The following is a 23879-nucleotide window of genomic DNA, read 5'->3' as shown; positions in this document are numbered from 1 at the left end:
CGCGTTCGCGCACTCCAACTAGGGGTACAGCCATGCCTGTTGACAAGCTTCAGATGTCCCGCCGGGGCTTCCTCGGTCTCGGGGTCGCGGCCGGTGTCGTGACCCTCACCGCATGCGGATCCTCCAGCGGCGGATCGAGCACGGGCCCGCTCGTGATGACGGTGTGGGGCGGCGACGCGGACCGCAAGGCGTACCAGGCCCGCATCGACCTGCTGGTGAAGAAGTTCCCGGAGCTGAAGGTCAAGCTCCAGCTGATCCCGAGCGACTCGTACCCGCAGAAGGTCCAGACGATGATCGCCGGTGGCAACGGGCCGGACATCATGCAGGTCGCCGAGAGCGTCAACACGTACTCCAGCAAGAACCAGTTGCTGCCGCTCGACGACCTCGCCAAGAAGGCGGGGCTCGACACCGAGCAGCGGTTCGGCTCGGTCGGCTCCATCTACACGTACCAGGACGAGCTCTACGCGATACCGGACCGCTCCGGCGCGATGATCGTCTACTACAACAAGGAGCTGTTCGAGAAGAAGGGCATCAAGGCGCCCACCGCGGAGTGGACTTGGGACGACGCGCTGGACGCGTTCAAGGAGCTGACCGTCCCGGGCAAGCAGTGGGGCTACGGCGGTGCCGGCTGGTGGCCGCAGTGGTGGAGCTTCGTCTACCAGAACGGCGGCGCCATCATCGACGACCACGGCAGGCCCGCGGTGGACAGCGACGAGGCGATCGAGGCCCTGCAGTGGGCCGGCGACCTGGTCTTCAAGCACAAAGTGGTGCCCAGCGCGAAGGACTACGCCGACATGGGCGCCGACATCGGCGGCGACCAGGCCTTCGCCAACCAGAAGGTCGCCGTCAACGCCACCGGGTTCTGGGCCATCGCCGGTCTGACCACGACGAAGTTCGCGTGGGACATCGCGCCGTTGTGGCGGGGCGAGAAGCAGGCGGTGTCGGCATTCGGCAGCGGCCTCGCCGTCTCGCGCAGCTCCAAGCAGGCCGACAACGCGTTCAAGGCGATCGACTTCCTCACCTCGCCCGAGGCGCAGAAGGTGATCATCTCCTCCGGCGAGGACGTACCGGCCAACCTGGAGGTACAGAGAAGCGACACGTTCCTCAAGCCCGAGTGGATGAAGACCCAGGTGGACATGGGAGTGTTCGCCGAGTCGAGCGAGTTCGTCTTCCGGGCGCCCTTCATCCCCGAGTGGAACGAGATGCAGGCGGCCATCGAGAGCGGGCTCGCGGACTTCTGGCTCGGCAAGGAGCGGAGCGCCAAGAAGGTGCTGACGGCGCTTCAGAAGAACCTCGAGTCCCTCATCAAGTCCGCGGGATGACCGGCGATGGCGACAACGACGGCCTCGACCACGCCGACAGCCCCGCCGGACGCGAAGAATCCCCCATCACCCGGGAGGCCGAGACTCTCGAAGCGGCGGCGCCGTGAGGCGCTCTCCTTCTATCTGTTCGTCTCGCCGTGGGTGATCGGCTTCCTGGTCTTCCTGCTCGGACCGATGATCGCGTCGATCTACTACTCCCTCACGGACTGGGACTCCTTCACCCCGCCCGAGTGGGTCGGCCTGGAGAACTACAAAACGCTCCTCACCGAGGACCCCGCGTTCTGGAAGGCGCTCCGGAACACCTTCTACTACGCCGCGGTCTCGGTCCCGCTCGGTCTGGTGCTCGGCCTGTGGCTGGCGAACCTGCTCAACAAGCAGGTCCGGGCACGCAAGTTGTTCCGCACCCTGATCTATCTGCCGACCCTGGTGCCGCTGGTCGCCACGGCGATGATCTTCAAGATGGTGCTCGCCCCGTCCGGCCCGGTCAACGACTTCCTCGGCCTCTTCGGCATCTCGGGCCCGGCGTGGCTGATCGACGGCCCGTGGGTCAAGCCCGCGCTGATCCTGATGTCGGCGTGGGGCGCGGGCAGCGCGACCGTGCTGCTGCTCGCCGCGATGAAGGGCATCCCGCGTGAGCTGTACGAGGCCGCCGAGGTCGACGGGGCGGGCTCGGTGCGGCAGTTCTGGAGCATCACGCTGCCGCATCTGACGCCCATCATCTTCTTCAACCTGATCATGGGGCTGATCAACGCGTTCCAGGTGTTCGCGCAGGTGTACATCCTGACCCCGAAGAGCAACCGCGGAGCCTACGACTCGGCCCAGACCATGGTGCCGCTCCTGTTCGACCAGGCCTTCGGCTTCTACCACATGGGGTACGCGTCGGCGATCTCATGGCTGTTGTTCGCCGTGATCCTCGTCTTCACGGTGATCGCCTTCCGTACCACCCGACGCTGGGTGTTCTACGAAACCGAGGTGAAGTGATGGCAACCCTGGCGACTTCGGTGCGCGAGCGCCGAGAGAGGCAGGAGACCTCCGCCGTACGGGCGTTCCGCGCGACCCCGTTCACCTACGGGACCCTGATCATCGTGGCGGCGATCCTGTCGACGCCGCTGGTGTTCGTCGGCTCGATCGCGCTGTCGAGCGATGCCACCGTGAACGCCAACACGTTCACGATCATCCCGCGCGAGTTCCACTGGGAGAACTTCTCCCGGGTGTTCGGCACCGAGCTGCCGATGGGCACCTTCCTGCTCAACTCGGTGATCATCTCGCTGTTCTCGGTCGTCGGCCAGGTGCTCTCCAGCGGCCTCGTCGGCTACGCGTTCGCACGACTGCGGGCCCCGGGCAAGAGCACGATGTTCCTCGTCGTCCTCGCGACGATGATGATCCCGACGCAGATCACGATGATCCCCCAGTTCATCCTCTTCCGGGACCTGGGCTGGGTGAACACCTTCCTGCCGCTGATCGTGCCGAACTTCTTCTCCAACGCCTTCAACATCTTCCTGGTCCGCCAGTTCGTCTCCCGGCTGCCCAGCCAGCTCGACGAGGCCGCCATGGTGGACGGCCTGAGCTTCTTCGGCATCTACCGGCGGATCATGTTCCCGATGCTGCGGCCGGTGCTGATCGCCATCGGCATCTTCACGCTCACCCACACCTGGGGTGACTTCATGGGGCCCCTGATCTATCTCAACGACGAGTCGAAGATGCCGCTCGCGCTGGGCGTGCAGTACATCACCAGCACGTCGGCGGCGATGCAGGCACCTCCGTGGAACCTCGTCATGGTCGGCTCGATCCTGCTCGCGGTTCCGATGATCGTCATCTACTACCTGGGCCAGAAGTACCTCTACGAAATGGACATCAGCGGCGGAAGCGCGGGAGTGAAGTGAACCGTACGGAAACCATCGAAGCCGTCCGTCTCGACGACCGGGGCGTGTGGATCGACGGCCGCCCGCGCACCCTGCTGTGCGCCTCGCTGTTCTACTTCCGTCTGCCCCGGGAGCAGTGGCGCGAGCGGCTCGACCAGGTGCGGGCCTCGGGATACACCTGCGTCGACGTCTATCTGCCGTGGAACTTCCACGAGTTGGCACCCGGCCGCTGGTCGTTCGAGGGCCGGCGGGACGTGGCGGCGTTCCTGGACCTGGCACAGGAGGCGGGCCTGTACGTCATCGCGCGGCCGGGCCCGTACATCTGCTCCGAGTGGGACGGCGGCGCGCTGCCCGCCTGGCTGGGTCTCGACGCGGAGTTGAGGGTACGTCAGAACGAGCCGCGCTATCTGGAGCGGGTCACCGAGTGGTTCGACCAGGTGCTGCCGTTGCTCGCCGAGCGCCAGTACCCGGCGAACGGCCCGGTCGTCATGGTGCAGTTGGAGAACGAGCTGGACTTCTTCGACTGCGCGGACCGGACGGGCTATCTGACCGCCCTGCGTGAGGCGGCGCTCCGGCATGGCATCACCGTCCCGCTGATCGCCTGCTCCGGCCAGGGCGACCTCGCGGGCGCCACGGGGGACGTCGACGGTGTCGTACCGGCCTGCAACTTCTACCCGGACGACGACTCCCCGGACATCGAGGCGGAGGTGCGCCGCTATGCCGCTGCGGCCGAGGAGCGCGGTGTGCCGCTGCTGGTCACCGAGACCAACCGGTGTCATCGCACGCTACGGCGGCTGCTGGCGAGCGGCGCCAAGCTGATCGCGCCGTATCTCCAGTCGTCCGGCTGGAACTTCGGGTACACCCCGTCGAGCGGCAACTGGGGTCGTCCCGGCAATTTCATGAGCCATGGCTACGACTTCGGCGGATACGTCACGTCGACCGGCGGGGAGCGGCCGGAGTACGCCGAGGCGCAGGTGTTCGCACGGGTCGTGGAGACCTGGGGCTCCCAACTGGCCCTGGCGGCAACGCTGTCGTACACCGAGCTGAGTTGCGACTTCCCGACGAGTTCGGCTCCGTCGGCGCTGGCCCTTCCGGAAGGCGGCCTGCTGGTGGCCGTACCGCATCTCGGAACGGACCCGGGCACGGCGGTCGTAGGGGGCGTGCCGGTCGCCGTCGCGCCGGGATCGTGCCCCCTGATGGCGGTGGACGTGCCGCTCGCCGACGCCGTCCTGGAACTCGCCTCGGCGGACCTCGTGGCGCGGGCGGAGGAGGTGCTGGTCTTCTCCTCCGACGTGCCGGTCACCGTCGTACTGAACGGGACACGGACCGAGATCCCGGTCTCCGAACGCAGGACCGTGGCGGGAGTGACGCTCGTCGTGCTGCCGTCGCGGGAGGCCGCACGGCTGCGGTCGGTCGACCCGGACGGCACGGTGCGGGTGATCGACGCGCCGCACCGGCCCACCGGATCCGCGCCGACCGCCCTGCACGAGATGCGCCGGCGGTGCGAGGCGGCCCCCGAGGAGTCGGCGGGACGGCATGCGCTGCCGCCGACGCTGGAGTCGCTCGGGGTGTTCCGGGGTCGTGGCACCTACCGGGCCACCACGGACCTGACGGGCGTCGACGAACTGCTGCTGACCGGCGCGGCGGACATCGTCGACCTGTCCGTCGCGGGCCGCACGCACCCGCCGATCGCCGGGTTCGGCGCGGCCCGGCGCATCGATGTGCGGAACGTGACGGGCAGCGTCGGGATCGAGGCGGTGGTGGAGATCTGGGGTCACGCCAACTTCGACGACGCCCGGCTGCCCGCACTCCGGCTCGGCGCGCTGCGTGGCCTCGGCACCCTGTGGAAGGTGCGGGAGACGACGGACGTGTCGGCGCTGTGGACCGTCCACGGACACTGGGCGGGCGCCCCGGCACCCGTCCGCGTGCTCGGCGGCTGGAGCAGCACCCGCGTCGCGGTACCGGTCACCTATACCCGTACGGTCCACTCCCCCACTCCGTCCGCGCTGCATCTGCTCGGGGTCGTCGAACCGCTGCGGGTGAGCGTCGACGAGGGCGAACCGGAGACCGTCCACACCGAGAACCCCTGGGTGCTGCTGCCCGCCGGTACCCACCAGGTCTCGGTCACGCTGCCGCACCACCCGAGCGGGCCCGGCCTGCGTGCCGAGCTGCTCGCGCTGGACGCCGTACGGGACTGGTCGGTAGCGGTGCAGGACGACGAGTTGCTGACCGCGTACGCCTCGCGGGCCGGCCGCACGGAGGACGTTCGGCTCCCCTTGGCGCTGAAACCGGGAGAGGAGGCGTGGCTCGACGTCGACCTGCCGGCGTCTCCGTCCCCGGACGGGTACCTGGTCCGGCTGGACGCCTCGCAGGTTCGGGTGACCGGTTGGGCCGGCGGAGAGTGCGTGGGACGCGTCTGGGTCGGCGACCGGCCCGCCTTCTCGGGCGGGGATCCCGACTCCCTCTGGGTACCGCCGGGGTGGCCGGGGCTGACCCTGTTCGTCCAGGGCATCGAGGGCCTGGAGGCCCCTGAGCTCCGTGCGTTGACGCTGATCTCGGCAGGTTCATGAGCGGGCTGCCCTCGACCGCTGCATGGCCCGGAGCAACCTGCCCGTCGGCGATCGCCTGGTGCCCGATTGGGACCCGTCATTCGATCAGGGGTGCTCCCGGTGTCGTGCACGGACGTTCTCCTTCGCTCGGGCTCGGATGCCGGGGGTTCAGCGGTCGGCCGCCAGCGCCACGCCGGGCAGCACGTCCGACCGGGCGGCGAGGGCGCGGATCAACTCCTGCCCCTCCACGGTGACGTGGTCGCACTTCGCGATGAACTACCTGTTCTCCGGCGAGGTGCCGAAGCGGCGCGGCAACGGCGGCTACGGCGGGATCTCGTCCCAGGCCTTCATATGCGCGGACAAGCCTGGTCGCGGGCAACGACAAGCAGTTCGCGTCCCGGACGTCAAGGAGTGCTGACCGCGCAGGACCGCTTCCTCGCCCGGCTCACCGCTGGTACGCGGCGAGGAAGCGGAGCACCTTGTCGACATGCGGCCGCACACGCTCGGGGACGCCGCGCTCCTCAATGACGGTGCGGTCGCTCGTGCGGTAGCCGGCCGCGATCAGCGCGGGCAGGTCCTCGGCCGGGAGACGGGCCTGTTTGAAACGCTGGTCGAGCCAGCACACGTACACGCTCATCGTGGTGATCGCGTCCGCCGGGGACCGGTAGTCCTTGTCCCCGTCGCCGTCACCGTCCACCGCCCAGGCCCGGAACACCGACGGCGTCCACATGGCGATGCCGTACTCCTCGGCGGCCGGGCGGGCCGCGTCCGCGTCGAAGCCGCTCTCCGCCTTGACCAGGGCGGCGAGCAGAGCGGGCGTGACCTCCGCGTCGGTGCAGCGCCGCGCGGCGCTCACCAGGATGGGGCGCAGCGCTTCGGGTACGTCGGAATCCTTCGGGATCTCCCCGGCGGCCGCGATGGGCGAACCGGTGACGACAGGGGGCTTGCCGCGCTCGTGGTCGTCACCGCCGTCACCTCCCCCGAGCAGTACGAACCCGGCAGCGGCGGCGACCGAGACACCGACCAGCGCCGCGGCGGCCGGCAGCAGCCGACGCCTGCCACCCGTGCCGGAGAGCCGCTCGACCCGGGTCACGAGGCTCGCGGCGGTGTGCCGGAGCCGGGTCGCGTGGTCCGGCGCCAGACAGTCCCCGATGAGCCGACGCCATTCCTCGTCGAGTCCGGCATCGAGACGCAGCGGTGAGGTGCCGCGGGCGTAGGCCTGGGCGGCGAGCGAGCGGGCACGGGCGGTGGCGCCGGGGAACGGGTGCAGGCCACCGGTGAGCACCTGGTGGGCCAGGACGCCGAAGGCCCAGATGTCGGCGGTGGGCCGCACCACCGTCCCGTCCTCTCCGGTGCGCTGGGACCACCACTCGGGCGGCAGGTGGTCGAGCGTGCCGAGGGGCGGCAAGTGGGCGTGGGTGCCGTCGAGTTCGGCGGCGAGACCGAAGTCGGCGAGCCACACCTCGCGGTCCGACCCCAGCAGTACGTTGGCCGGCTTGAGGTCGCCGTGCACCCAGCCTGCGTCGTGCATATGGGCGAGCCCGGCGGTGACGCCGCGCAGGATCCGCGCGGCGTCCGGTACCGGGCGGCCTGTCTCGGCGGCGTCCAGCACCTGGCGCAGACTGGCCTCGGCGCGGTCCATGACGAGCGCGATCGCGCCGTCCAGCGCGGGCAGGTCCGGCGCGTCGACGGTGCACACGGCGCGGGTCCGTACGAGGTGCGGGGATGGTTCGCCTCGGCGCTGAACCGCACCTCACGCTCGACCAGTTCGCCGAGCGCGGCACGCCGGCCGGGCGAGGGCGCCGGTCGGCAGCACCTTCACCGCCGCCGTCGTACCGTCGGCGACCGAACGGGCCTCGTACACGGTGCCCCAGCCGCCCGAGCCGATGACCGCGTCCAGCTCCCAGCCGTCGATACGGAAACCCGCCGGAAGGCGCGGCGTTGCCAGGGCGCCCTCGTCGGCGCCCGACGAGGTCATGCGCCGGTCCCCTGTGCGACGGACCGCCGACGGGACGGCAGCAGGGCGAGATGTTCCTCCCGCACCAGGCCGAAGCGCACGGCGAGGGAGGCCAGTCGGGCGCGTTTGGCGCCGGTGCGGCCGTTGCCGTCCGCTCCCGGCTCGTCGGCGAGGTCCAGGCGCAGCTTCGCCAACGCCAGATAGTCGATGTGGTAGTTGACGGCGGACCGGGTCAGACCACGGCAGCTCTCCAGCGGGCGCAGCCGCTCCGCGATGTCCCCGGCGCCCGGCAGCGCGCTGTCCGACTGGTCGCGCAGCCGCGGTTCGCACAGCGCCACCAGGACAAGGAAGTACTTGGCCGTCACGTCGAGCGCGTAGGGGTGCACGGTCTGCTCGCCCGCGTCGGGCGCGGACCGCTCGTCCAGATAGGCGTGTTGCGGGGCGAACACCTTGAAGTCGGCGGTCCCGCTCAGCGCGGGCAGCACGACCCGGGAGAACTCGAAGGGCACGGGCGCTCCGAGCCGGCCGGGCGCGACGGTGATGTACTCGCCCGCGCCCTCCAGGTTCTCGACCACATAGGGGGTGCCCTGGCTGAAGTTCGACAGCCGCCAGTAGTCCTCGGCCGCTTCCAGCCGCCCCGCCCGCCGGGAGATTCCAGGGTCGGGCAGGACGATGGAGACGCCCCCGCCGCCGGGCAGCCCGCGTCCGAAGTCGGCCACGTCGCCCGGTCCCATGTGCAGCAGTTCGGGCCTGCCCAGGCCGACGGCGCCCGGCCCTGACGGACCGGGCGGCTGCACAATGATCGTTTCCATGCCGGCACTCCCCCGATGTGATCGCCAGGATGGTACGGGCGGTTCCGGTTACCGCCCGCCCCCGGCGTTGGCGCGTGAAATGGGTGTCGTGACTCCCGGCTCCGGGCGGATGGTCGGTCCGGCCGGTCAGGGCGACACCGAGAGCATCACCGGTCACAGCCGTCACCGCAACCGCTTGCACCGGTTCCGCCGCCCTGGAACGATCCCTCCCCTGCTGAGGTGCGGAAATGTGACGGCCCGGGATGCCGTTACGCAGAGCCGGCCCTCGCCTCGTCCTGATGTCGTACGCCCGCCGGCCGCGCAGGCTCGGCGGCAGCGGGCGCCCGGAGGGAACGTGGCCTCGGCTTTCTCATCGGCTCCGATGACTGGTCACTGCCGGCCGGGTGACATCAGGTCGTTCAGAAGCATTCCCAGGGTCGACTTCGGGACCGTCCCGTTCGACTGGCTGTTTGTCTGCCCCCAGGCCGCGTTCGCGTCCGTGGAACCTGAGCGCTTGGTGTCGTTGACCCCTTGGAAGATGCCGAAGTCGATGGGCCCGTCGTCCGCCGAGGCGGGGATGGCGGCAGTGAGGAGAGCGGCGCCGGCGAGCGCGGCGATAGCGATGATCTTCATGCCCGGCCCAACGACGACACTGCCGTCAGGATGTCCCGTTCCCCGCCTTTGGCGGAGCGTTGCCGCCGACTTGCCTGCCGCAACCGGTCAGCGTGGTCCGATCGCCGCTTCAGCCGCCGACTTGATCCGGGCGCCGAACGCGTCGGCGTCCTTGCGGGCGGCGGAGACCGCCAGGCCGACGAGGAGCTTGCCGAGGCCGTGGCCTTCCAGAACCTTGAAGATACGGACTCGCGTCCTGCCGTCTGCGAGCGGCTCCAGGTCGTAGCCGCCTTCACGGACCGTCACGAGGTTCTTCGACACCTCGGTCCAGCGGATCCTCGACGGGGCTCGGAGGTCGTTGATGCGGAACTCCCTGGCCGTTTTCATCCCGGCGTCCTTGACCGTGCTGCGGAAGACCGTACCCACTGTGGTCGGGGCGTCGGGCACCCGCTCGATCTTGAGCACGCGCGGGCTGAACTGTGGATCGTTGCGTCCGTCGGCGAGATAGTCGAACACCGCGTCGGCGGGTCGATCGACCTCGACCGTCGCTTCGAACTGTCCTGACATGAGCACTCCTCAATGGCTTGAGCCGCAGCGAGCCCGCGACTCCTTCCCTCGACAGTGAGGCAGCGTGCGCTCTCCGCGCACGCTCCGGGATGTCAGCCGCCCGCGGTCACCTGGTCCAGGGGCAGCCACAGTGTGGTGTTCGAGGACGGGCCGATGTTCGTCTGGCGTACGCGGGTGAGCTCGGCGTCGGTCAGGGCCCGGTTCCAGACGCGGACCTCATCGATGCCGCCGGTGAAGAACGCCCGGCTGTCCATGCGCTGGCCGATGTGCACGCCGAACGGCGAGTTGCGGCTGACGGATCCGGACACGCCGGCCGTGCTGGTCGCCCTGCCGTCGATGAACAGGGTGAGCCGCCCGCCACCGCGGCGCAGGGCGAGGTGGTGCCACCGGCCGTCGTTGTACGCGGCGGTGGTGCTGACGGATGCCGACCGCACGGTCGTCGCGCCGCTGCGCACCGTCATCAGACCGCGCACCCGGTTGCTCTCCGGTTCGCCCCGCAGCCAGAACTGGGGCTGGTCGCCGCCGATGCCGCCCATCCACAGCAGTGGCTGCTCCCCGGTGCGGCTGGTGTAGCGGAACCACAGGGACGCGGTGAAGTTCTCGATGCCGAGCTCGAGTTGGGGGCGGAAGGGCAGGCGCACCGCGTCGTTGGTGCCGTCGAAGGCCCGGGCGGCGCCGAACACGCCGGCCGTGGGCGAGGCCCCGCCGAGTACGCTCGCCCGCGGGGCGGACGGGGCACGGTCGGCCGTGGTCGGGTCAGGGCCGCGTCGCGGTTTGAGCCACTCCTCGTTGAAGCGGGCGAAGCGGATCTCGTCGCGGGCGTCGACGGTTCCGCCCTCGTACATCAGTCCGACCACATCGCCGCCGATGTTCACCATGTCGGAGTAGCCCGACCAGTCCCGGGTCACCACGGTGCCGCGGTCCACGCTCTCCCAGGTGTTGCCGCCGTCGTAGGAGGAGCGGATCATCAAGGTCCGGCGGCGGTCCGGGTCGCCGGGGCAGGACAGCAGCAGACGGCCGCCCAGTTGCAGCGTGGACCCCTGGACCTGCGGAGTGTAGAGGGCCGGGAGTGGGCGGAACCGGGTGGTGAAGCTGTCGCCGCCGTCCTGGCTGAAGGTCTGGGTGCGGTGGCCCAGATCGGTGCCTTCCTGCTCGCGACCGCTGACCAGGAGGGTGCCGTCGGTGCGCTCGGTGAGGGTGAGTTCGGACGGTTTCTGGTGGAAGGTGCCGTCGGTGGCGACGGACCAGGAGTCGGTGGCGCCTCTTCGCCAGGTGTTGCCGCCGTTGTCGCTGACGATGAGGGCGGCGTTGTTGGCGGTGACCCGGCTGCCGTTCCAGGTCTCGGTGTTGACGCCGAAGACCAGTCGGCCGGCGCGGCTGCCGCGGGTGAGCTGGATCCCGTGGACGGGGCCGGTGGCGTACCAGGAGTTCCAGTTCGGGGGCATGATCTGCGCGCTCAGGTCGCGCGGCCGGGACCAGGTGCGGCCGTCGTCGTCGCTGTACTGCAGATGGGGGCTGCGCCGGCACGGGACGTCACAGCTCGAGCCGTCCGTGGTCGCCGGGTTGTGTGTCTGCGGGAGCAGGATGCGGCCGGTGATCCGGTCCACGATCGGGGCCGGGTTGCCGTGGGTGGCGCCGGCACCCTCACTGACGACCTGGAGCGGTCCCCAGGTACGTCCGCCGTCGGTCGAGCGTTTCAGCACGATGTCGATGTCCCCCGCGTCACCGCAGGTGCGCACACGGCCCTCGGCGAACGCGAGGAGCGTGCCCTGGGTGGTCCGCACGATCGCCGGGATCCGGAAGCACGCGTAGCCCGGATCCTGGGACGGCCTGAAGATGACCCGTTGCTCGAACTGCGGTGCGGCCTTGGCGGGTTGGGCGTGTGCGGGGCCCGGAGAGACCGCCGCGATCGCCATGACGACGCCTGCCGCGAGACCGGCTCTCAGACGTGTGCGAAGTCTCGACGGCATAGGCGGCCTTTCCTTTTGTCCCTACGTCAGAAACATCCCACGTCCAATCTATGCAGTATTGACAGCATTTATCCGGATTAACACACCGCGAGAACGGGGCCGCCCTACGGCACGTCCGGTCCGCCGTACTCGCCCATCGCGTCAATGAGCCAGCGAGCCAGGTAGTCGGCGAACGAGGAGCGCGGGAACAGGCGGTACGTCGGCGTGTCATCGACCTGCCAGAGCAGTACGGCGACGGGGCCCACCGTGGTGGACACCGCTCCCCCGGGGCCGAAGGTCCGGGGATGCAGGTCCAGCGGGCAGCCCTTCTCCAGCACCTGCCGGGCGGCCGGGCCGCTCAGCTCCAGCGTGGTGCGGTTCGCCGAGACGTCGACGACCGAGCCGGGATCCGCTCCGAGGGCCTCGCGCAGCTCGGACACCACGGCGGAGTCATCGGCCTGGGAGACCACGAGCCATTCGTCGGGGCCGAGCCACAGGACCGAGTGGGTGCTGGATGCGGTGGTGTGGCCGCACTGGCGCGGGAGCGGCGCGCCCAGGGCTTTCTCGATGCGGTCGGCCGTCTCGGTACCGAGGCCGGCCCGCAGATTCACCATCGTCGCGAACGCCCGCTCGCTCAGCGTGACGCCACGAGCGCCGGTGACACCGGCGCCGCGCATGCGCTCCTCCAGATGTGCCAGCGGGCTGGTGCGCAGTGCCACCGGGCCGGCGCCCGCGTCGATCGTCGGCTCAGCCATCTCGCTTGGTCCCTTCGGGGTCGTAGAGGACACAGTCGGCCACCTCGACGGGCACCAGGGCGTCGCCCACCGGGGCGAGCAGGGTCTCGCCGATCCTTCTCCGCCCGTCGGCGACGAGGGCGAGGGCGAAGGGCCGGCCGAGGGCAGGGCTGTGGTAGCTGGAGGTGACGTGACCGAGCATCGGCACCGGCCCGGCCTCGGGGGTGATCGGCACATCAGGGGCGACCAGCTGGGTGCCCTCGGGCAGCCGGGTCGTGCGGTCGGCCGGCAGCAGGCCCACCAGCTGCTTGCGGTCGGTGCGGGAGGTGTCGGCGCGGGAGTAGGAGCGCTTGCCGATGAAGTCCTTCTGCTTCGAGACCACCCAGGACATTCCCGCGTCCTGCGGGGTGACCGTGCCGTCGGTGTCCTGGCCGACGATGATGTAGCCCTTCTCGGCCCGCAGGACGTGCATGGTCTCGGTGCCGTAGGGCGTGATGTCGTACGGCCGGCCGACCGCGTACACCTCTTCCCAGACCGCAAGCCCGTACCACGCGGAGACGTTGATCTCGTAGGCCAGTTCGCCGGAGAAGGAGATCCGGCAGATGCGGGCCGGGATGCCGGAGGCCAGGGTGGTCTCGCGGAAGGACATGAAGGGGAACGCCTCGTTCGACAGGTCGACTTCGGGGGCGAGATGGGCGACGACGTCGCGCGACCGCGGGCCGACCACGGCGATGGTCGTCCACTGCTCGGTCACCGAGGTGCAGTGGACGTCCAGTTCGGGCCACTCGGTCTGCAGCCACTCCTCCAGCCAGTCCAGGACGCCCGCGGCGCCGCCGGTCGTGGTGGTCATGAAGTAGCGGTCGTCGTCGAGCCGGAGCGTCACTCCGTCGTCGAAGATCATGCCGTCGGGCTTGCACATCACGCCGTAGCGGGCCATGCCGGGCTTCAGCTTCTTGAAGGCGTTGGTGTAGACGCGGTTGAGGAACTCGCCCGCGTCCGCACCCCGGATCTCGATCTTTCCGAGGGTGGAGGCGTCCATGAACGCCACCCCCTCACGGGCCGCGCGGCACTCGCGGGCGACGGCCGTGTCCATGTCCTCGCCGGGCTGGGGGTAGTACCAGGGGCGCTTCCACTGGCCGACATCCTCGAACCGCGCTCCGTGCGCCACATGCCAGCGGTGGATGGAGGTGGTCCGCTCCGGATCGAACAGCTCGCCCCGCTCACGGCCCGCCAGGGCGGCGAAGGCCACCGGCAGGTAGGGCGCCCGGTAGGCCGTGGTGCCGATCTCTCCCAGCGCGCCGCCGAGGGCTTCGGCGATCACCCCGATCGCGTTGACGCCGGAGGTCTTGCCCTGGTCGTTCGCCGTGCCGAGCGAGGTGTAGCGCTTGACGTGCTCGACGCCCCGCATACCGGCTCCGGTGGAGCGCCAGACGTCGGCGACGGTGACATCGCGCTGGAGGTCGACGAAGTGGGTGTCCCAGGTGGCGGGTTCACCGTCGGGCGCGGGGACCACCCACAGGGCACGCGTCGGGCCGGGTGCGGACGGCGCTTCGGCCGGCGGCGGCACGGGAACCGGGAACCCGGCGTCCGTCGCGGCGCGTGCGCCGGCCCGCGCCCCTTCGGCGACACAGCCGTCGAGGTCGTACGTTCCCCGCGCCGCACCCACGACCTGCTGGTCCCGTACGGTGCCGTCGGGGACGAAGGCCACGAGGTCCTCGTCCCAGCGCAGCCTCCCCTGGCGCTGGCTGTGCAGATGCACCACCGGGCTCCACCCGCCGGAGACGGCGAGCAGGTCGCAGTCGAAGGACCGCGGTCCACCGGTGGCATCGAGGGCCTGGACGATGACGCCGGTGAGCCGGCCGTCCCCCTCGGTGTCGACCACCGCGCTGCCCGTCAGCACCGGCACTCCGGTCGCCGCGGCGACCTCGGCCGCCCGGTCGGTCAGTTCGGGGCGCGCGTCCACGACGGCGGCGATCTCGATCCCGGAGGCGTGGAGATCGGCCACCGTGTCGTACGCGCTGTCGTTGGTCGTGCCGATCACGGCCCGCGAACCCGGGGCAACGGCATACCGGTTGAGGTAGGTGCGCACCGCGGCGGCGAGCATGACGCCGGGTCGGTCGTTGCCCGCGAAGGTCAGCGGACGCTCATGGGCACCGGTCGCGAGGACCACCTGGCGGGCGCGGATGTGCCACAGTCGCTGGCGCGAGACGCCTTCCGGAGCGGCGGGTCCCAGGTGGTCGGTGCGCCGCTGCAGGGCCAGCACGTAGTTGTCGTCGTACGACCCGAAAGCCGTGGTGCGGTGCAGTACGACGACGTCGGGGGCGGCGTCGAGTGCCGCGCGGACGTCGGCGACCCATTTGAGGTCGGTCTGCGCGCCGGAGAGCAGTGAACCGCCGGGTTCGGGCTGGTCGTCGACGAGGATCACCCGCGCGCCGGAGCCCGCGGCGGCCGCGGCGGCCGCGAGCCCCGCGGGTCCGGCGCCGACGACCAGGACGTCGGTGTGGAGGTACTTCTTGTCGTAGACGGCGGGGTCGGGGGTCGGGTCGAGTGGGCCCATCCCGGACAGGGTGGTGGCGGACAGGCCGTCGTACAGCTCTGTCGTCGTCGCCGGAAGCATGCCTTCCGAGCACGGGCCCTGGATCTGCAGCAGGGCGTTGGGCTCCTCGACGCCCGCGGAGACGATGCCGCGCGGGCGGCCGCGGTAGAGGGAGGGAGCGACCTCGACAAGGCCATTGGCCAGCATGGCGGAGGCGACGGTGTCTCCGGGGTGCCCGGTCAACTCCCGTCCGTCGACGGTGAACCGCAGCACGGTGCCGCGGTCGACGCGGCCCCCTTGCCGCAGCCGGAAGTGCTGGTCGGTCATCGGTTCCCTCCGGCCTGGGGCAGTTCGGGGCGGGGCTCGTCGATCCGGTAGGAGGTCAGCACCTCGTAGGTGACGGTGTCGCGCAGGACGTTGAACCAGCGACGGCAGCCGACGCTGTGCATCCACCGCTCGGCGAAGGGGCCCTTGGGGTTGTCGCGGTAGAAGACGTACTCGGCCCACTGCTCGTCGGTGAGCTCCGCGGGGTTCTCGGGGTAGGGGACATGGGCCTGTCCGCCGTAGTGGTACTCGGTCTCGTCCCTCGGACCGCACCAGGGGCACTTGATCAGCAGCACCTGTCCTCCTCAGTGGGCCACGGCCGCGGCGCCGTGTTCGTCGATCAACGCGCCCGTGGTGAAGCGTTCGAGCGTGAAGGGGGCGTTCAGCGGATGCGGTTCGTCCGTGGCGATGGTGTGCGCGAAGGTCCAGCCGGCGGCGGGGGTGGCCTTGAAACCGCCCGTTCCCCAGCCGCAGTTGACGTAGAGGTTCTCGACGGGGGTGGTGCCGATGATCGGGGAGGCGTCCGGGGAGACGTCGACGATGCCGCCCCAGGTCCGCAGCACATGCGCACGGGCGAAGACCGGGAACAGCTCCACGGCGGCGGCCATCTGCTGCTCGATCACATGGAAGGAGCCTCGCTGGCCGTAGCCGTTGTATGTGTCGACGCCCGCGCCCATCACCAGTTCGCCCTTGTGGGCCTGGGAGACGTAGACGTGTACATGGTTCGACATGACGACGGTGGGGTGGACTGGTTCGTGCAGTTCGGAGACCAGGGCCTGCAGAGGATGCGACTGCACCGGCAGCCGTACGCCCGCCCGCTCGGCCAGCACGCTGCTGTGTCCGGCGGCCGCGAGCCCCACCCGGCCGGCGAGGATGCGCCCGCGGTTGGTTTCGACGCCGACGACCCGGTCGCCGTCCTTGAGGAAGCCGGTGACCTCGCAGCCCTGGATCAGGTCCACACCCATCTCGTCGGCCCGGCGGGCCAGTGCCCAGGCGACGTGGTCGTGCTTGGCGATGCCGGCCCGCGGCTGGAAGGTGCCGCCCAGGACGGGATACCGGGTGCGGGACGAGACGTTGAGGATGGGGCAGACCTTGGCGACCTCGTCGGGCTCCAGCCACTCGGCGTCGACTCCGTTGAGGCGGTTGGCGTTGACGCGGCGCACGCCCTCGCGGACGTCCTGGAGGGTGTGCGCGAGGTTGAGGACGCCTCGCTGGCTGAACAGGAAGTCGTAGTCCAGCTCCTGAGGGAGCCCCTCCCACAGCTTGAGGGCGTGCTCGTAGATCGCCGCGCTCTCGTCCCACAGGTAGTTGGAGCGGATGATCGTCGTGTTGCGGGCCATGTTGCCGCCGGCCAGCCAGCCCTTCTCCAGTACGGCCACGTTGGTGATGCCGTGGTTCTTGGCCAGGTAGTAGGCGGTGGCCAGGCCGTGGCCTCCGGCGCCCACGATGACGACGTCGTACGAGGAGCGCGGCTCGGGGTTGCGCCAGAGGAAGTCCGGGTGTTCCGGCAGCGGTTCGGCGGTCATGCCGCGTCTCCGTTCAGGTGGGGGTAGAGAGGGAAGGCGGAGGCGAGCTTCTCGACGCGGGCGCGCAGTTCGTCGTCGGCCTGTTCGCCCTTCAGCGCCTCGGCGATGATGTCGGCGACCTCCCGGAACTCCGTCTCACCGAAGCCGCGGGTGGCCAGGGCCGGGGTGCCGATCCGCAGGCCGGAGGAGACCATCGGCGGACGGGGGTCGAACGGCACCGCGTTGCGGTTGACGGTGATGCCGATGCCGTGCAGCCGGTCCTCGGCCTGCTTTCCGTCGAGCGCGGAGTTCCGCAGGTCGACCAGGACCAGATGGACTTCGGTTCCGCCGGTCAGGACGGTGATCCCGGCCTCGGCCACGTCGTCGGCCAGCAGCCGTCCGGCGAGGATGCGAGCGCCGTGCAGGGTGCGCTGCTGGCGCTCCCTGAACTCCTCGCCCGCCGCCACCTTGAAGGCCACCGCCTTCGCCGCGATGACGTGTTCCAGCGGTCCGCCCTGCTGGCCCGGGAAGACCGCGGAGTTGATCTTCTTGGCGAGGTCGGCGCGGCTGAGGATGACACCGCCGCGCGGGCCCCCGAGGGTCTTGTGGGTGGTGGTCGTGACGACGTCGGCGTACGGCACCGGGCTCGGATGGAGGCCCGCGGCCACCAGCCCGGCGAAGTGCGCCATGTCCACCATCAGATACGCGCCCACCGCGTCGGCGATCCTCCGGAACGCGGCGAAGTCCAGCCGGCGGGGGTAGGCCGACCAGCCGGCGACGATCATCCTGGGCCGATGGGCGAGCGCGAGCTGCTCGACCTCGTCCATGTCGATGCGCAGGTCGGACTCGCGCACGTGATACGGCACGACGTTGTAGAGCTTGCCGGAGTAGTTGATCCGCATGCCGTGGGTGAGGTGGCCGCCGTGCGCGAGGTCGAGGCCGAGGATCGTGTCGCCGGGGTTGAGCAGCGCGAACATGGCGGCCGCGTTGGCCTGGGCACCCGAGTGCGGCTGTACGTTCGCGGCTTCGGCGCCGAAGAGTTCCCTGACCCGCTCGATGGCCAACTGCTCGACGACGTCGACGTGTTCGCAGCCGCCGTAGTAGCGGCGGCCCGGGTAGCCCTCGGCGTACTTGTTCGTCAGGACGGAGCCCTGGGCCTCCATGACCGCGGCCGGGGCGAAGTTCTCCGAGGCGATCATTTCGAGCGTCGCCTGCTGACGGTGCAGTTCGGCGTTGACCGCCGCGGCGACATCCGGGTCGAGTTCGCCGAGCGGGAGGGACAGGGGGGAGGTGACCGTGGTGATCGACGAGGTCGCTGCCATCTGCGCGCACCATCCTGGGAGACGACTGGAGGCCATCTGATATATCAGCCTGTGCGGTAAGGTATGGGAGTTCACCGGACTGGTCAAGGGGGCCTTATGCAGCAGGTGGCGACCCAGCCGGTCGGCGAGGAGCTGTCGCTCGCCGAGCGCGCCTACCGCGCCATCCGTGACCGGCTCGTGCTGCTGGAGATCCTCCCGGGCGCGCCGATCAACGAGGAGCAGCTGGCGCAGTCCCTCGGTGTGGGACGGACCCCGGTGCGCGAGGCGCTCAAGCGACTCCAGTACGAGCGCCTGATCACGACCTACCCCCGACGCGGCACCTTCGCCACCGAGGTCAACATCACCGACCTGGCCCATATCTCCGAGGTGCGCCAGGAGTTGGAGCCCCTGGCCGCAGCCCAGGCCGCGCGGCGGGCGACGGCGGCGGACCGGGCGACCCTGACGGAACTACGACGGGAGCTGGCGCGCACGGCTTCCCGCCGGCCCGAGCCGGTCGAGCTCCTGCACCTGGATCTCCAGGTCCACCGCGCCATCTACGCCGCGACGCGCAACCCGTATCTGGACGACACCCTCGTCCGCTACGACAACCTGGCCACCCGCATCTGGTGCCTGTTCATCGAGCGCCTGTCCGACATGGCCGGCCATGTCGAGGAGCACGGCCCGTTGATCGAGGCGATCGTCGCCGGTGATCCGGATCAGGCGGCAGAGCTCGCCCGCCGTCACGTCGTGGACTTCGAGCGGGCCGTTCGCGAGGCGATCTGACGCTCGCGTCAGTGCGGGGCCTGCCCGCCAAGGTGGTCCAACGCGCAGATGGCCGTTGTCCCGGGCGGCGGCGCGGACCTCTGCCAGGGCCAGCGAGGCCGGGGGGAGGTTGTCGCGGCCGAGCATGGCGATGCGGCGCATGAGCAGCGCGCCTAGGCTGGCGCGCAGGAGGCCCACCATGGGGTCGGTGGTGACACCTACACCTGGACGGGCACGACGACGACAACGTGATGCACCTCAGCGTCGGCATCGGCATCGGCGTCCAGGACGCGGCAGCGGCCCGGAGCGTCCCGTGGTCGGCCGCCTCACACTGCCGTCGGCCTCGCTCAGGCCTCCGCGTCCTCCCGTGTCGCCGGCGGTTCGGTCGGGGTCGGCGCGGGCGGGCGGAAGAGGACGGCTCGGGCCACCGGCGGGGCGAACAGGGCGGAGACGGGCGCGGCCAGGGTCAGTACGGAGCGGAAGGCGCGCCCCACGACGGGGTCGCCCGGGGCGCACTCCTGAACGCGTCCCACGTACCAGTCGGCGACGCGGTCCGCGGGCCCGCCGTCGACCGCGTTGCCGACCGCGCCCGGCATCTTGCGGTCCGCCCCGGCGGAGATGTCCCACGCCTGCCGGGACGCCGCGAGGAGTTCCCGCTGGACGCGCCGCGTCGTGGGGGTCCGGCGTGGATCGGCCAGCGCATCGCGCAGCGCGACCGCGCTCATCGCGGCGACGGCCATGCCCTGCCCGTAGATCGGGTTGAAGGTGCACAGGGCGTCGCCGACGGCGAGGAATCCGGCCGGGCAGCGGCCGGGAAGGTCGTAGCGGCGGCGGACATTGGCGGTCCGCCGGTAGCCGAACGCCGACGTGAGCGGTTCGGCCTCGTCCAGCCACCGGTGCAGGAGCGGATGCGGCAGCCTCTTGGCGTACGTCACGAACTCGTCGTCGCCCGTGGGCGGTTCGTCGCCACGCAGCCCCGAGACGATGACCAGATGGCTGCCGTCCTCCAACGGCAGCGCACCGCCGGCGTGGATCTGATCGGGGCTCGGGTAGACGTAGTACCCGGTGGTGTCACCGTCGAGGACCCCGCTCCTGCCGCGGTAGACGCGTGAGGCGTACGCGAGCCCGGTGTCGATGGTCTCCTCGTGCGGGGCCTCGGCCCCGATCCCCGTGAGCCACTGCGGGGCCTTCGTGCCACTGCCGGAAGCGTCGACCACCAGGTCGGCCTCGACGGCCCGCTGCTCTCCGCGGGCGTCGCCGGAGCGGTCCCGCAGCAGCACGCCCCGCACGCGCGAGGCGTCACCGAGGAGCCCGACGACATCGGTGCCCTCCACGGTGCTGATCACGGGGTTGGCGAGAACTCGCCGTCGCACCAGTTCCTCCAGCTGCGCGCGGGAACCGGTGTAGATGTGCGTCGTCGCGGGCACCCTGCGGAACCAACGGCCCTTCTGCCACAGAACCATGTCCGACGGCATGCCCACCCGAGGCGCCCCCGCCGCCCCCAGCTCCGCCAGGAAGCCCGGCAGCAGCGACTCCAGGGCCACCTGCCCGCCCTCCAGCAGCACATGCGGATGCCTGCCCTGCGGTACACCGGGCCTGGGTCCCGTCCCGTCCGGGAACCGGTCGCGCTCCACGACGGTCACCCGGTCGGCGTGTCCGGCGAGTACGTGCGCCGCGAGCAGCCCCGCGAGGCTCCCGCCAACGACGACCGCATGCCGTCCGCCCCAGCGACCGTCCACGCCCCAACCGCCCGCCTCTGCAGCAGAGTTCACCGACCACTCCCCCTTTTGATCGCCACGTCGCGACAAGGCACCAGTATCCTGCTCCGCAGCACGGGTTGACCGCTTTCCAGCCCTTTTGCTCCTCCCTGCCTACGGCTCCTGCGGCGGCGAGTCAACTTCGGGTGGCTCCGGCTTCTGGTGCGTCGTAGGAGAATCTGTACCCGGTGAAATCGGCGACGTGGACGTATCCGATGCGCTGGTAGAGGGCGTTGCTGGTGGGATTGGCCGGGTCCGCGAACAGGACGACGTCCGTCGCGCCCGCGGCCAGCGCGGCCCTGCTCACCTCGACCGTCACCGCGCCCGCGTAGCCGCGGCCCCGGAGAGGGGCCGGGGTATAGACGGGGTCCACTCGGACCATGCCGCCGAGCATCGACGTCGAGCCCGCCATGGAGACGGGAATGCCGTCCGGGGCCTCCCAGAACGTGAAGTGCTTGTCCGCGAAGCGTGTGTCGGCCCAGGAGCCGGCGTCAATGGCGTCGATGGAGATGCTCTCTCCGACGTCGACGCAGAACTCGCGGCACCAGCGCACGACTTGCTCATGGTCCTTCTCCCCCGCGACGCGGCCCCGGCGCTCCGGGCGCGGCCGCGGTGGGGTGAGCGTGCCGAGACGGTAGAGATGAGTCCGCCAGAACGGCACCGGCGCCGCGCCCGTGTGCCGCTGCCATGTCTCGGCGAAGGCGCCGGCGGTGTCGTGGTCCGCGATGACGTGGGAGGGGCGGTGGCCGAGGCCGGCCAGGTGAGCGGCGAGGGTGTCGGCCTGTTCGGCTGGAAGGGGGGTGAGGCTCAGGCGGCCGCCCCGCGTCCGATAGCAGATGGCGCGGACCTCGCCTCCTGACTCCAGTCTGCCGAAGACGGTGGCCTCGGCATCGTGTGCGTCCGCGCCGCGTGTGCGCAGCTTCTCGATGTCCGTCAGCGGCGTGTTGTGCAGCGCGGGGCGCGAGCGCAGGAAGCCTCCGGCTCGGGCGAGGAAGTCATCGACGTCTTCGGTGAGGTGCCAGCCGTCCGGGCGCATGCTTCATTGTCCCCGCCGCCATGAACCATTCCCCCACGCGGGACGATCTTGGCTGATATACGCTGCGCCTGACTTGATCGAACAGTTCGGCGAATCCGTGCCACTGGTTTCGCTCTGCCCGGGGGGGCATTCCCATGACTTCGCAGTCCCGCGCGGTGCTCGGCATCGCGCTCACTCCCGTCCTCGCCCTGTCTGCCGCCGCCCCGGCAGCCGCCGACGCGCCCGCCGCGGCCACGGCCACCGGCACCACCGCCACGGCCGCCGTCGAGTCACGTGCGCCGGGCCCCTGGGGCACCCGCACCCTGCACGCTGCGAACCCCGACCCCGCCTCCGCCTCCGGCGGGCTGAACACCCTGGTGTCGACCGGAAGCGGCGCGCTCGTCTCCCTCACCGGCGACGGACTCTCCCGTTCCACCCGGATCCGGCCGGCCGGCGGAACCGCCTGGCTCGCCCCGCAGACCTGGCCGGACGCCGGCGGGTACAACACCGAGCTGGTCTGGCTCGGCGACGGCTCGGTGCGCCTGGCCTGGCGGGCCAAGCGCGCCGACGACCACGACAACTACTGGCTGAAGGTGGCCACCCTCGCACCCGGCGCGACAGCCTTCTCCGAGCCCGAGTACGTCGCCGCGGTCCCCGAGAAGGGCTACCACCACCTTGCGGCGGCTCCCGACGGCCGGATGATCGCCGTGTGGTCGGTCTCCGGCGTCGTGAAGGCCGCCGAGAAGACCGGCCCGCAGGCAGCGTGGACGGCTCCCGCCGACCTCAACGCGCAGCCGCCGTCCGGCAGCCGGGACATCTCCAGCATGGATCTGGCGGTCACCAAGGACGGCACCGCCCTGCTGGTGTGGCAGTGGCGGACGAGCAAGGCCGTCGTCGCCCTGGAGAAGGCCCCCGGCGGGACCGCCTGGACCGCGGTCCAGGGCCTTTCGATCCCTGCCGAGGACCTGGCGCGCCCGAAGGTGTTCGCCAATCCGCAGGGCGGCTTCGACGTGTTCTACGACAACCTCGCGCACCTCATGCACACGCGCCGGGCCGCCGGCTCCACCCAGTGGAGCGCCCCGCGGTCCGCCGCCAACTACGGCAGCACGTACGGGATGACGGCGCCCGTCTACCTGCCGGGCGGCGCCCTCTTCATCGCCGGCGAACCCGGCTACTCGACCGGCGCCTGGTACGCGGTGCGCTCCGCGGCCGGTGTCTGGCAGCCGTACACACAGCGCTTCTCCACGCACAAGAAGGTGCGCGCGGTCGGCGCGGCCGCCACCTCGGGCGGCACGGTCACCGTGACATGGCGGGAGGGCTACTCGTACGAGGAGTACACGATGGCCGCCGTCTTCAAGGGCGGCACCTGGTCCGCCCCGCGGCGGCTGAGCGCGACGAGCGCCCAGTTCACCGGGGCGCCGCAGGTGGCCGCCGACGCGCTCGGCCGGCCCGTCGTGCTGTGGGACGAGTACCGGCGGACCGAGACGAACAGCGTCGTCATGTACGGCGTCCACCAGGCCACCACCGCCGGCCGCGCCCTGCCCAGGTGGCGTGACTACACGGACGACGGCAAGGCAGACCTGTTCGGCCGGGACGGCAGCGGGCTGAAGGTGTACGCGGGCGACGCGACGAAGCTGTCGGCGGGGCAGCGCGCGAGCAGCTGGCTGACGGGCACGCTGGTGCTGCCGTTCGGCGATCTCGACGGCGACGGCTGCAACGACGTGTTCGTCCGCCACCCGAGGGGCGAGGCCGACGTCTACCCGACGATCTGCGGCGGGCTGCCCGACGTGCAGTCCTTCCACGTCAAGGTCTCGTCGGACTGGAGCGCGTACGACACGGTCGTCTCGCCCGGCGATCTGACGGGCGACGGCCGGGCCGACCTGCTGACCCGGTCGGCCTCGACCGGGAAGCTGTACATGTACGCGCAGAACGGCGCGGGCGGCTTCAAGGCCCGCGCGCTCGCCGGATCCGGCTTCGGCGGCTACAAGAGGCTGATCGCCGCCGGGGACCTCGACCGCGACGGCAGGAACGACCTCCTCGCCATCGACGCGTCGAACGAGCTGTGGCGGTTCAACGGCACCGGCGCCGGCACCTTCACGTCCCGGGCGCTGGTCTTCAAGGACTGGGGCACCTCCTACAAGGACGTCGTCGGCGGGCTCGACCTGTCCGGAGACGGCCGGGCCGACCTGATCTCCCTCGACAGGGACGGCCGCGCCTGGCTGAACGGCGGCAACGGCCAGGGCGGCTTCGGCAGCCGGTCGCAGGTCGGCAGGGCCACGAACTGGTCGGACATCCGCATCTCCTGACGGCGACACGGGCCGGCTTCGCGTTCGGGG

General features: G+C 70.7%; 20 protein-coding genes and 1 pseudogene. 7 read left to right on the top strand and 14 right to left on the bottom strand.

Annotated elements, in window-relative coordinates; genetic code table 11:
• Positions 1–32 precede the first annotated feature (32 nt).
• The 5 genes from ACZ7NC_RS13175 (at position 33) to ACZ7NC_RS13155 (ending at position 6151) form a co-directional block, all read left to right on the top strand.
• Complete coding sequence (locus ACZ7NC_RS13175; protein ID WP_471487642.1) at positions 33–1322, top strand: ABC transporter substrate-binding protein; 1290 nt, start codon at positions 33–35, stop codon at positions 1320–1322.
• 6 nt (positions 1323–1328) lie between these two features.
• Complete coding sequence (locus tag ACZ7NC_RS13170; protein WP_471487640.1) at positions 1329–2303, top strand: carbohydrate ABC transporter permease; 975 nt, start codon at positions 1329–1331, stop codon at positions 2301–2303.
• Positions 2303–3205 (top strand): carbohydrate ABC transporter permease, encoded by a 903-nt coding sequence (locus ACZ7NC_RS13165; RefSeq protein WP_471487638.1) that lies wholly within the window; start codon positions 2303–2305, stop codon positions 3203–3205. The genes ACZ7NC_RS13170 and ACZ7NC_RS13165 overlap by 1 nt, the downstream gene beginning before the upstream one ends.
• Positions 3202–5754 carry a beta-galactosidase gene (locus tag ACZ7NC_RS13160; protein ID WP_471487636.1) on the top strand — a complete coding sequence of 851 codons (2553 nt, stop codon included), beginning with the start codon at positions 3202–3204 and terminating at the stop codon, positions 5752–5754. Before ACZ7NC_RS13165 ends, ACZ7NC_RS13160 begins: the two co-directional genes overlap by 4 nt.
• A 136-nt stretch (positions 5755–5890) precedes the next feature.
• Positions 5891–6151 (top strand): hypothetical protein, encoded by a 261-nt coding sequence (locus ACZ7NC_RS13155; protein ID WP_471487634.1) that lies wholly within the window; start codon positions 5891–5893, stop codon positions 6149–6151.
• Positions 6152–6178: 27 nt separating this feature from the next.
• Here the strand turns inward: ACZ7NC_RS13155 and ACZ7NC_RS13150 are convergent, their stop codons facing one another.
• From ACZ7NC_RS13150 to glyA, 12 genes and pseudogenes are all read right to left on the bottom strand, one after another.
• Complete coding sequence (locus tag ACZ7NC_RS13150; RefSeq protein WP_471487881.1) at positions 6179–6589, bottom strand: transglycosylase SLT domain-containing protein; 411 nt, start codon at positions 6587–6589, stop codon at positions 6179–6181.
• A 264-nt stretch (positions 6590–6853) separates the two neighbouring features.
• Positions 6854–7444 (bottom strand): annotated as a pseudogene (locus ACZ7NC_RS13145) (protein kinase domain-containing protein); the annotation flags it as partial.
• 42 nt (positions 7445–7486) lie between these two features.
• Complete coding sequence (locus tag ACZ7NC_RS13140; protein ID WP_471487632.1) at positions 7487–7711, bottom strand: hypothetical protein; 225 nt, start codon at positions 7709–7711, stop codon at positions 7487–7489.
• On the bottom strand, positions 7708–8502 hold the full coding sequence (locus ACZ7NC_RS13135) for a serine/threonine protein kinase (RefSeq protein WP_471487630.1): 795 nt from the start codon (positions 8500–8502) through the stop codon (positions 7708–7710). Before ACZ7NC_RS13135 ends, ACZ7NC_RS13140 begins: the two co-directional genes overlap by 4 nt.
• A 369-nt stretch (positions 8503–8871) precedes the next feature.
• On the bottom strand, positions 8872–9114 hold the full coding sequence (locus ACZ7NC_RS13130) for a hypothetical protein (RefSeq protein ID WP_471487628.1): 243 nt from the start codon (positions 9112–9114) through the stop codon (positions 8872–8874).
• An 87-nt stretch (positions 9115–9201) separates the two neighbouring features.
• On the bottom strand, positions 9202–9660 hold the full coding sequence (locus tag ACZ7NC_RS13125) for an SRPBCC family protein (RefSeq protein WP_471487626.1): 459 nt from the start codon (positions 9658–9660) through the stop codon (positions 9202–9204).
• A gap of 92 nt (positions 9661–9752) precedes the next feature.
• On the bottom strand, positions 9753–11630 hold the full coding sequence (locus tag ACZ7NC_RS13120; RefSeq protein WP_471487624.1) for an exo-alpha-sialidase: 1878 nt from the start codon (positions 11628–11630) through the stop codon (positions 9753–9755).
• A 104-nt stretch (positions 11631–11734) separates the two neighbouring features.
• Entirely contained in the window at positions 11735–12364 is a 630-nt protein-coding gene (locus tag ACZ7NC_RS13115; protein ID WP_471487622.1) for a sarcosine oxidase subunit gamma, read from the bottom strand.
• Entirely contained in the window at positions 12357–15206 is a 2850-nt protein-coding gene (locus ACZ7NC_RS13110) for a sarcosine oxidase subunit alpha family protein (protein WP_471487620.1), read from the bottom strand. The genes ACZ7NC_RS13115 and ACZ7NC_RS13110 overlap by 8 nt, the downstream gene beginning before the upstream one ends.
• Positions 15203–15499, bottom strand: a complete 297-nt coding sequence (locus tag ACZ7NC_RS13105) for a sarcosine oxidase subunit delta (RefSeq protein ID WP_471487618.1) — start codon at positions 15497–15499, stop codon at positions 15203–15205. Before ACZ7NC_RS13105 ends, ACZ7NC_RS13110 begins: the two co-directional genes overlap by 4 nt.
• A gap of 9 nt (positions 15500–15508) precedes the next feature.
• Positions 15509–16729 carry a sarcosine oxidase subunit beta family protein gene (locus tag ACZ7NC_RS13100; protein WP_471487616.1) on the bottom strand — a complete coding sequence of 407 codons (1221 nt, stop codon included), beginning with the start codon at positions 16727–16729 and terminating at the stop codon, positions 15509–15511.
• Positions 16726–18030 carry a serine hydroxymethyltransferase gene (glyA, locus tag ACZ7NC_RS13095; RefSeq protein ID WP_471487614.1) on the bottom strand — a complete coding sequence of 435 codons (1305 nt, stop codon included), beginning with the start codon at positions 18028–18030 and terminating at the stop codon, positions 16726–16728. Before glyA ends, ACZ7NC_RS13100 begins: the two co-directional genes overlap by 4 nt.
• A gap of 96 nt (positions 18031–18126) precedes the next feature.
• Here glyA and ACZ7NC_RS13090 point away from each other — a divergent pair, with 96 nt between their 5' ends.
• Positions 18127–18792, top strand: coding sequence for a GntR family transcriptional regulator (locus ACZ7NC_RS13090; RefSeq protein ID WP_471487612.1), 666 nt, complete (start codon positions 18127–18129; stop codon positions 18790–18792).
• A gap of 326 nt (positions 18793–19118) precedes the next feature.
• Here ACZ7NC_RS13090 and ACZ7NC_RS13085 read toward each other — a convergent pair whose 3' ends face one another.
• Together ACZ7NC_RS13085 and ACZ7NC_RS13080 are read right to left on the bottom strand one after the other, a co-directional pair.
• Positions 19119–20510, bottom strand: coding sequence for an FAD-dependent oxidoreductase (locus ACZ7NC_RS13085; RefSeq protein ID WP_471487879.1), 1392 nt, complete (start codon positions 20508–20510; stop codon positions 19119–19121).
• Positions 20511–20664: 154 nt separating this feature from the next.
• Positions 20665–21564, bottom strand: a complete 900-nt coding sequence (locus tag ACZ7NC_RS13080; RefSeq protein WP_471487610.1) for a GNAT family N-acetyltransferase — start codon at positions 21562–21564, stop codon at positions 20665–20667.
• A 134-nt stretch (positions 21565–21698) separates the two neighbouring features.
• Between ACZ7NC_RS13080 and ACZ7NC_RS13075 the strand changes: the two genes are divergently transcribed.
• The gene (locus tag ACZ7NC_RS13075; protein WP_471487608.1) at positions 21699–23849 is read left to right on the top strand and encodes an FG-GAP repeat domain-containing protein; all 2151 of its coding nucleotides are present in this window, start codon (positions 21699–21701) and stop codon (positions 23847–23849) included.
• Positions 23850–23879: the final 30 nt, after the last annotated feature.

Source organism: Streptomyces sp. NPDC111802, from assembly GCF_055634335.1.
Note: the sequence above shows the minus strand (reverse complement) of the source record. Positions and strands in the feature narration are given on the sequence as shown.